At 67.1% G+C, this 8,892-nt stretch carries 9 protein-coding genes, 1 tRNA gene and 2 pseudogenes; 4 read left to right on the forward strand and 8 right to left on the reverse strand.

From position 1 onward, the window contains the following. A pseudogene (locus Q322_RS0118590) lies at positions 1-197 on the reverse strand (transposase); the annotation flags it as partial. A 533-nt stretch (positions 198-730) separates the two neighbouring features. Here Q322_RS0118590 and Q322_RS21975 point away from each other — a divergent pair. After that, complete coding sequence (locus Q322_RS21975) at positions 731-1,045, forward strand: putative quinol monooxygenase (protein WP_051668758.1); 315 nt, start codon at positions 731-733, stop codon at positions 1,043-1,045. A 4-nt stretch (positions 1,046-1,049) separates the two neighbouring features. Here Q322_RS21975 and tsaE read toward each other — a convergent pair whose 3' ends face one another. The 4 genes from tsaE to Q322_RS0118615 all read right to left on the reverse strand — a co-directional run bounded on the left by tsaE (position 1,050) and on the right by Q322_RS0118615 (position 5,364). After that, positions 1,050-1,523, reverse strand: a complete 474-nt coding sequence (gene tsaE / locus Q322_RS0118600; RefSeq protein WP_051668759.1) for a tRNA (adenosine(37)-N6)-threonylcarbamoyltransferase complex ATPase subunit type 1 TsaE — start codon at positions 1,521-1,523, stop codon at positions 1,050-1,052. 11 nt (positions 1,524-1,534) lie between these two features. Next, positions 1,535-3,307, reverse strand: coding sequence for a coiled-coil domain-containing protein (locus tag Q322_RS23965; protein WP_051668760.1), 1,773 nt, complete (start codon positions 3,305-3,307; stop codon positions 1,535-1,537). A gap of 129 nt (positions 3,308-3,436) precedes the next feature. Next, positions 3,437-5,032, reverse strand: coding sequence for a hypothetical protein (locus Q322_RS0118610; RefSeq protein WP_156953156.1), 1,596 nt, complete (start codon positions 5,030-5,032; stop codon positions 3,437-3,439). Beyond that, complete coding sequence (locus tag Q322_RS0118615; RefSeq protein WP_156953157.1) at positions 5,005-5,364, reverse strand: hypothetical protein; 360 nt, start codon at positions 5,362-5,364, stop codon at positions 5,005-5,007. Before Q322_RS0118615 ends, Q322_RS0118610 begins: the two co-directional genes overlap by 28 nt. Before the next feature lie 169 nt (positions 5,365-5,533). Between Q322_RS0118615 and Q322_RS0118620 the strand changes: the two genes are divergently transcribed. Next, positions 5,534-5,610, forward strand: a tRNA-Arg gene (locus Q322_RS0118620). A gap of 74 nt (positions 5,611-5,684) precedes the next feature. Here the strand turns inward: Q322_RS0118620 and Q322_RS0118625 are convergent. Continuing rightward, positions 5,685-6,998, reverse strand: coding sequence for a tyrosine-type recombinase/integrase (locus tag Q322_RS0118625; RefSeq protein WP_029479374.1), 1,314 nt, complete (start codon positions 6,996-6,998; stop codon positions 5,685-5,687). Further along, positions 6,995-7,207 (reverse strand): helix-turn-helix domain-containing protein, encoded by a 213-nt coding sequence (locus Q322_RS0118630; protein WP_245593316.1) that lies wholly within the window; start codon positions 7,205-7,207, stop codon positions 6,995-6,997. The genes Q322_RS0118625 and Q322_RS0118630 overlap by 4 nt, the downstream gene beginning before the upstream one ends. A 129-nt stretch (positions 7,208-7,336) precedes the next feature. Here Q322_RS0118630 and Q322_RS0118635 point away from each other — a divergent pair, with 129 nt between their 5' ends. Next, positions 7,337-7,774: a hypothetical protein gene (locus tag Q322_RS0118635; RefSeq protein ID WP_051668761.1), complete on the forward strand. Its 438-nt coding sequence runs from the start codon at positions 7,337-7,339 to the stop codon at positions 7,772-7,774. Between the two features lie 186 nt (positions 7,775-7,960). Here Q322_RS0118635 and Q322_RS21980 read toward each other — a convergent pair whose 3' ends face one another. Beyond that, a complete protein-coding gene (locus Q322_RS21980; protein WP_156953158.1) occupies positions 7,961-8,566 on the reverse strand; it encodes a hypothetical protein in 606 nt (201 codons plus the stop codon). Positions 8,567-8,608: 42 nt separating this feature from the next. Between Q322_RS21980 and Q322_RS22795 the strand changes: the two are divergent. Then, positions 8,609-8,892 (forward strand): annotated as a pseudogene (locus Q322_RS22795) (transposase); the annotation flags it as partial.

Raw genomic sequence — 8,892 nt, forward strand, 5'->3', positions numbered from 1 at the left:
CTCTGGGCGAACGTGGCACGGGAGTGAATGTAAGGGAGCCAGGCGGGGATGGAACTACGCTGGGAGAGCAGCAGGCCCGTGACCATCCAAGCCAGCGTGTGGGCGTTGCGGACGTCATTCCACAACCCACGCTGGAGGTGGGCGAAGACGGCTTGATAAAGTCGGGGCGCGTCCCCGGTGGCATTTTCGGTTGTCACAGGTAGAAAGTGTCCCCTACCGGGGACGCTTTCTCATACTTTGTGTCAGGCCGTCAGGTGGTCATTCTTAAAAGACTTCATTCGGGACGTATGCCGTTGGGGTGGGTTTGCCCTAGTATACACAAGAGTTCTTGATGAAAAGTACGAGCCAGCAGAACGCATTCCTCCAAGATTTTTAGCTGCTCATAATTTTATGAATGAGGGCAATCGGCACATTGACCTTGCGATAAGAGAGATAGTAGAAATACCAGGCTTAAGGATTTCATTCGGCTCTAAGCATCTCCGCTTCCTATATCCTCAGTTTTGTCCAGTCCTTGACGTAAACACAGCTAAGTTAGGATATGAACGAACGCCAGAGGGGTATCAGCGGTTTGCCAGAGATTGCAAGTTAATCGCCGACGCCTTGACTGAACGAGGAACAAAAAACCCATTTCCTGGGCGTCCAGACCAATGGTTTGTCAGCGATATTGATATGGCCCTATTTGCCCGTCTGAGTAGCTGGAAAAAGTGATCTCACAAAAGGAGAACCCCACATGATCTTGTCCCACGGAACCCTGACCGCCCCCGCTGCCCACGCCGACGCCATTCGCCAGATGCTGGGCCAGATCGCGCAGGCCACCCGCCAGGAAACGGGCTGCCAGCTTTACCTGGTGTCCGAGAATCTGGAGACGCCGGGCCACTTCATCATCACCGAGCAGTGGGCCAGCATGGAGGACATGGGGGCGCATCTGGCGTTGCCCGCAGTGGGCGAGGCAGTGGGCGAGGCAGTGGCCGCCGTACACGGTATGGGAGTCACCGATCTGACCATCACGGCGTGGGAAGCAGGCACGCAGACGCAGGTGATGTAGAGCCTCAGCGAAGGCGGGTCACCCGCCGCACTTCCTCGTCCCCCTCCAGATGCTCCAGCCGCAGGATCGGTGCGTCCGGGTAGTCGGCGTACAGTCCCTCTCCCCACTCGATGACGCTCAGGCGGCTGCCCGCGATCAGGTCTTCGAGGTCCAGCTCGTACAGCTCCTGGACGCTCCGCACGCGGTAGGCGTCCACATGCAGGGCGCGGCCCGCCGGGGTGGGGTAGACCTGGATCAGGGCGTAGCTGGGGCTGGTCACGGCCTGCGTGAAACCCAGCGCACCGATCAGTCCGCCCGTCAGCGTGGTCTTGCCCGCGCCCAGCTCGCCCTCCAGAAACAGGACGGCGGCGGGCGGCAAGGTGGGCGTGAGCGCGGCCCCGAAGTCGCGCTGTTCCCCGGGGCCGCGCAGCAGGCGGGACTGACCAGTTTCGAGCGGGCCAGTCGCGAGCGGGCCAGGTTCAGTGGGGAAAGCAGGCATCGCCGCCGATGCTAGCGCCGCGTGCGGCTTACCTGCCACCGTCCCCCGGCGTCCTGCCGGGCTTCCCAGCGCTGTCCGGCGCTGTGCATGGTCAGCTCGGTGACGCCCATGTCTCCGGCCAGCGTGATCAGCTTGGTCAACGGCACGGTGATCTCGTCCCCGGGGCCGCCCAGGAGCAGGCCGCCCTGCAAGGTCCAGACCTCGGCGGCCCCCGGCAGGCCGCTCAGGGCGTCGCTGCCGAAGGTGGCCGCAACTTCCCGGGCGGTGTGGGCCTCGGCTTGGGCCTCGGTCAGCAGGGCCTCGGCGTCGTCCAGGGTCTGGGCGTAGTGGGTGCGGGCCGCCGCACTCAGCGGTCCCAGGTGGCGCTGGGCGCTCAGGGTGTCGGCCAGGCGGCCCAGGCGCTGGGTGGTCTCGCCGGCCAGGCCGCGCATGGCCTCGTATTCGGCCACGATCCGGGCAGCGCGCGTGTCGAAGCCCTCGCGCTCCTGGGCCGCCGCGCCCATGTGGCCTTCCAGCACGGCCCACAGCGCGTCCAGGTCCAGCGGCTGACCCTGCGTCAGCGCAGCCTGGGCTTTTGCGAGCAGCGGGGCCAGTTCGGCTGCCGCGCCGGGCAGGTCGCGGGCGCTGCGCTCGATCTCCAGCAATCCGCGGCCCGCGTTCAGTCCCGCCTCGTCTCCGAGTGCCTCGCTGCCAGGACTGGCCTGCAAGGCATTCCGCGCCGTGCCCAGGGCGCGCAGGTCGTCGCTGGCCAGGGCACTGCCGTCCAGCAGGCGGCGCGCGGTGTCCAGCGAGACGCGCACGCCCGCGTCCGCGCCCGCCGGGTGGACACTCAGCTCGCCTTCCAGCACGGCCAGTTCGGCGCGCTGCTCGCTCAGGACCTCGGCCACCACGGCGCGCAGGGTCTCGCACCAGCCCTCCACCGCCTGTGCCGTCAGCGGGTGCTGCTCGCTGTTCCCGCGCAGGGCGGCCAGTTGCTCTTGCAGGTCCGGGCGCACCAGCAGCAGCGGCGCGAACTCGCGCTCGGCGGTGTCCAGCGCCTGCCGGACGTGTTCGCGCTCCAGTTCCAGCACGTCGGCCTGAGCCTGCCTGCCCTCGGCGCTGTCGGTGGTGCCCAGGCCCTGGACCACCGAGGATTCCAGCAGTTTGCGCAGGGTGTAGGTCAGGATGCGGGCGCGGTCCACCTCGCCGGGCAGCAGCGTGCTGTGGGTCTGGGCTTGGTCGATCTGTCCGATCAGGGCGTCCAGGCGGCGCACCTCGCGCCCTCCCAGGCCCTGCACCCGCGTGAAGGTGGCGCGCAGTTCGGCCAGGTCTTGGGCCTGCACCACCAGCCCTTCTTGCAGGCGGCGGTCCATCTGGGCGATTAGGTCGCGGCCCTCCTGCACCATGGCCGCCGTGTCCTGGCCGCCCCGCTGCTCCTGACGGGCCACGCCCAGCACGCCGCGCAGGCGCTGGGTCTCGGGCCAGTCGAAGTACAGCGCGAAGCGCCGCGAGTGTTGCTCCAGCTCGCCCAGCGCGGCGTCGTTGACTGGCAGGCGGTCCTGGGCCGCCCGCAACAGTTCGGCCAGCACCTCGGAAACCCGGCGCTTGGCCAGCGGCGCGGGCACGCTGAGTTGCAGCCGCCTGAATACCTCGCGCTTGAGGACGTCCTCCAGCGTGCGGGCGTCCATGCGGGCTGGCGTGGTGCCGCGCTGATCAGCGGCCTCTTGCAAAAGGTGTTCCAGCGCGCCTGGCGAGATCAGGTCGCCCAGCATCTTGACCAGCAAGTGCTGCACGCTGGCCGTCATGGACGGCACCGGCAGGCCGCCGAATCTGGTCTGAAGCGTGCCCCCCTCCCGGTCAGCGGGTCAGGCATGACTTCTCCGGGACGCCGGGAGCCACGGGCACGGGCTGCGGTCGACATGGCCCACCTTCCATCATAGGTCCTCGTCCCAGTCCAGACTCTGGGCGGCGGCGTTTTCCTGCTGCGGCGCGCTCCGGCCCAGCAGCCCGAACTGCTGGCACAGGCCCCGCAAGCCGAGGGTGCTCAGGGCAATCGCCACCGCCGCCGACACGGCCCACAGTGGCGGCCCGTAGGCGTTCTGGGTCAGCGTGAAGTTGCTGGCCGCCCGCAGCGCAGCGCCGCCGCTCAGGTCGCCGATGGCCCCTATCAATCCGAACAGCCCTTCCAGAAATACCGGCAGCAGCAGCAGAGCCAGCCCCGAGGCGATGGCCCGCCAGTGGGCGCTGCGTCCGCCGAAAGCCAGATTCAGCAGGTACAGCGGCACGGTGGCCAGGGCCGCCAGCAGCGCGAAGACCAGCACCCGCAGCCAGCCCCCGAAACCGCGCGCCACGCCCGCAGACACGCGGTCCAGTGCGCTGACCGGCTGACCGGCGGCGCGGCGTTCCAGCCCCGTCAGGCTGGCGATCAGCGCCTGCACGTCGTCGGGGCGCAGCGCCGTGCGGGCCTGGGCCGCGCCCAGATCGAACACCAGCGCGCCGTAACCGTGTGCGCCGCGCAGCGCCAGCGGCGCGGCGGCCAGCGCGGTCCCGGCCAGCCCGAGTTGCTCGCGGGCCAGCGCGGGATCGCCGTGCCCGGCGGCGGTCAGCGCCCGGCCCAGCGCAGCGTAGACCTCGCCCGCGCCCGCCCTGGCCGGGCGTGCGGGTGTGGCCGTGGACCGGGGTGGGGTCCTGGAAGCGGCGGTGGCTGCTCCAGCACCTGGAATCGGCTTCGGCGTGACCGCCGCGTCTCTGGGTGCTACGGCCAGTGACCGTACAAACTGATCGTTGCCCTGCCGCAGCGCCGTCAGCGAGGTGCCCAGCGCCCCCACATCGCCCGCCGTCAATTGCCGCAGCGCGTCGCCGAACTGCGAGACCTTCAGGTCACCTGCCCCGGCGGCGTCCTGGACTGCCGTGAACCAGGCCATACCGCGTGACAGGTTCAGGTAGGTGGTGGGGGACGGGCTGGGCTGGGCCGCGTTCAGGGCCACGCCGATCTTCTGGGCCGCCACGCGTTGCAGCCGCCAGGCCACGCGGGGTAACTCGCCCGCCGCGCCGTCGTCCACCAGCGCCTGCGCCGCCGCGCCGCTCAGGCCAAATTCCCCGGCCAGCAGCCGCAGTTGCGCCGCGCCATTGGCCGGGGCGCTGGCCAGCAGGCCCAGCGTCTGGTCATACAGCGCCCGGCGCATCAAGCCGCGCGCCAGCAGGACCTGGGCCTCCAGCTCTGCCGGACTGCGCGCCAGCGCGCCGCGTGAGCGTTCCAGCGAGTCGCGCAGGGCACTGACCAGTTGGCGATTTTGCAGGCTGGGGGCCAGCTTGTCCAGTTTGGCGTTCGCCGCGTCCAGCCGGTTCAGCGCCTGGGCCGCCGAGCTGGCCCGCGCCGTCACGGCCCCGTCCAGCTCGGCGGCCAGCGCCCGGTACGCCCCCAGGTCCTGCGCGCCCGCCGAACCCGCGCCCAGCAGCGCTGCCGTCAGCAGCCAGCCCCTGATTCCCCTGACCGGGCCAGTCAAGCGGCCACCCGCAGGCCCTGCCATTCCACCTGCACGGCCACGCGGTACTCGCCCAGCAGCGCCGCAGCCCCCACCACTGCGCCCGGCAGTCGCTCCTGCCCCCCGGTGCCACCGAGATCGTGGCTGTAGCCTAGCCCTGCGGACACGTATTCGGGATCACCGAACGCGAAGTCGCCGGCCCCCACCCCGATGACCCAGGTGGCAATGGAGGCCGTCTGGGACATCAGACTGGGAGCCTTAGGGTATGTCGCCGCCAGTTCGCACGCCAGCAGTCCCTGCGGCGTCATTTTTACTGCTCTGGTCGAAACGACGCCTAACAGGACCGGGACCGTCATGGTGTGCACAGCATGGGTCATCTCTGAAACCTCAAGGGAGTGTAGCCAGAGCGGGCTTACATTTTTGTCTCACGCAGCCGTTCTGTCCGTCCTGCCCGCCTTTGCTATACTCCCTGCGGCCCCGATCCAAACGGATCTCAGGGCCGGTTTCGCAGCTCTGTCCGGCCCTCTCGGGTGGCAGAGGTCGCAGGCACTCGTAGCTCAGTTGGATAGAGCGGCCCCCTCCTAAGGGGCAGGTCACTGGTTCGACTCCAGTCGAGTGCACCACGTCCAGCACGCAAAAACCCCCTCTTAGCTGAAGGGGGTTTTGCGCGTTTGGCGTAGCAATGGCGTAACCGGCTTCAGTTCAGCAGCGCGGACGCATGAAGCCGGGCAGTGGGCAGGGTGGGAAAGAGGTCTACCACCGTCGCGCGCAGCTCGTCGTCCAGGACATGCCGGTACACCGTGAGGGTAATGGCCGGGCTGCCGTGTCCCAGATTTTTTGACACCACTTCCACCGGGACACCATGCCGCAGGGCTAGGGTCGCGTAAGTGTGGCGCAGGTCATGGGGCGAGATACCGGGCAGCCGTTCCCCGCCCAGCACCGCCGCCTTGAGTCCGGCGCGCAGCTCACGCGGTACGCGGGTCCACACGCTGCCCCGCCCGTCCTGCCCTGCCCGCCTGGGGTCTGTCCAATCCAGCACCGCACCTAGCGCCCGGTTCAGGTTGTCGGGATGCGTCCACTCTCCCAGAGCGGTAGCGAACAGCACGCCGCCTTCCTGCCAGGCGTCCCCGGCGCCCTGTCTCTCTGCCTTCTGAGCGTCCCTGTGCTGCCTAAGCAGCGCCGTCACACTGCCGGGAAGGTGAAGCTCACGCCGGGAATTGGTGGTCTTGGGGTTGCCAGTCACGATGCCTTCCACGTCCATCACGCGAGTCTGCCGGACCCGCAGCGTTCCCCGCTCTATATCCACGTCAGCCCACTTCAGGCCCATCACTTCGCCGCGCCGTAAGCCCATGCCCAGCGCGAGGAACAGCGCGGGCCACAATCGGCACAGGCCCGCGTCATACAGGGCCGCGCCGATGGTGTGCAGCCGCGCCGCCTGATCCGGGTTCAGCGCCTTAATCGACGCCGCCTCATTCACGCTGATCTTGGGCAGCTTCACGCCGTCTACCGGATTGACATAGATGATCTGATCCGCCACCGCTTCCCGGAAGAGGGAGCGCAGCCGGGTCAGGGTCCGGCCCAGGGTACTCCGGGACATGCGCGTATCGTTTCGCATCTCGCGCACCACCAGCCGGGCCACCACGTCCTTCAGATGGTGGGGGCGCACGTCCTGAAGGCGCATAGACCCGATGTGTTCTAGCGCGTAGTCCAGTTCTTGCCCGTACTTCTTCGCCGTGCGCGCGGTCACGTCATGCTGCCGCCTCAGCCAGAGGGCCGCGAAGTCTGCCACCGTCACCCGGTCAGGCTCACCGATCAGCCCGCGCGAGTAGTCCGTCAGAGCGGCATTCTTCGCCGCTTCCGCCTTCCCCTTCGTTTCCTCATAGCCTGACCGCGAGATACGCGAACCGCTGGAGCGGTAGCCCAGCGTGATTTCCCAGCGCCACTTCTTGCCCACCTGACGCACCGTTCCCTGACCGTTGCCGCGTGCCTTCGCCTTCTTGGGTGTGGTCATGGGTTGCCGTCCTTCTTGGGTACGGCCACCAGTTCCAGGCCCAGCGCGTCTAAGACCCGCTGCCAGTTGTCCGGCACTTTCCCGACGGCCCCAGTCAGCAGGCGCGTGATGTTGGGGCGCTCGATCCCCGTAAGGTCCGCTAACTCTTGGTGGGTCAGCCCCTGCGCTTTCATGGTGTCTTTTACGCCCTGTCGTACAGTCTCATTCATTCCCGTCATGGTATCACCTCTTGACACATAGTATCAGAAAGTCATACAATTACAAGCAGCAGTCAGGGACGCCTACCCCGCGAAGAGAAGCGCCCCTGACTGACTCCCCCACAGCAGTAAAGGAGCAAGATGAACACTACCAAACCCCGTGCCCTGTCCCGCACCTGGGAAGCCCACACCACCTACAGGGAGTGCAGCGTGGTCACAGGCACGGCCTTACACACCGTGACCATGACCCGCACCCAGGGCGGCTTCACGGCCACTGTGGACGGGCAGCCGGTGGATGTACTGGACGCCGCGCGCATCCTGTCCGGCGCTGACCGCCTCACCGTGACCGCCGAAGTTCTGGACACGCCGCCCACCATCGGGAAGGGCCGCGCGTGCGAGCTTCACCGGATCATGGGGAAGGTGGGCCTCTCCCATGCCCAGCACTACGCCTTCGCCGCCGCCGCGCTGGGCGAGTGGTCCCCGCTGCCCACTTTGTCAGAACTGACGGAATCAGAGGCCCGCACCGTCTGGGCGCACCTGTCCAGCCTGTACCCCGCCGCCCGCGCCTTCGCTGCCTGAGTTCAAGTCCTTTCACAAGTTGAAACCCGCCCCCCACCGGGCGGGTCTTTTCGTGGAAGCCCGTAAGTCCGGCGAATCGTGGCAGGACCGGAATTGTGGCAAAAGTGGAGCGCCACAAATAAAACCGCGTCCAGCGGGGTTAGAAGGAATACTGGCAGTCTGGCAACCTACCCCGGCAGCACGCGGTCAGTCTGCCGGGTTCACTTCGTCCAGACGTGTTGCCCGCTCTGCTTTCTTCTGGGCGGCCAGGGCTGCCGCGTCTGATTTGCGCTGCTCTGCCTTCTGTACCTTATCTGCGGCGTGCTGTTCCGCCCTCTGGGTCTTCTCCAGTTCGCGCAGTCGGGCCGCCTCTGTCTCTTCCTGTTTGCGGTGCACGTCCTCGACTGCCGCGCGTAGCAGGTTCAGGGCCAGCAGTTTGGATAGCATCTCGTCTTCAGGCAGGGGCCAGTCCCAGCCGTAGGCCGCCGCCACCGCCGCGTCCAGCGTGTCATGGGCGGGGGCCAGCGATTTGATCCCCGCCATGCCTTCCGTTCCCGACTTGCGGTAGTCGGCCAGTAGGTTGTAAGCCCCGGTCAGCGTCAGGGATTTGGCTGTAACTTCCTGCCCGGCCTTCAGTGCGCCCGTGTTGACCTTTCTGGATGGGTCTTGTTGTGCCAACAGATGCGCCCGCACATTCTCAAGTTGCCGCGCCGCCTTCTCTATGGCCTCGCGCTGTACGGGCGAAGGGTGAGGGAAGGCAAAAGTTTCAAAGGTAGTGGACGGCGTGTATCTGGGATCCTGACGGCCTGACACAAAGTATGAGAAAGCGTCCCCGGTAGGGGACACTTTCTACCTGTGACAACCGAAAATGCCACCGGGGACGCGCCCCGACTTTATCAAGCCGTCTTCGCCCACCTCCAGAGTGGATTGTGGAATGACGTCCGCAACGCCCACACGCTGGCTTGGATGGTCACGGGCCTGCTGCTCTCCCAGCGTAGTTCCATCCCCGCCTGGCTCCCTTACATTCACTCCCGTGCCACGTTCGCCCAGAGCACCGAACGCCGAGTTCGTCGGTGGCTGGAGAATCCAGCCATAGACCCCACCAGCATTTACGGTCCACTCGTCACCCGTGCCCTGCG

Source organism: Deinococcus frigens DSM 12807 (assembly GCF_000701425.1).
GTDB classification, from domain to species: domain Bacteria; phylum Deinococcota; class Deinococci; order Deinococcales; family Deinococcaceae; genus Deinococcus; species Deinococcus frigens.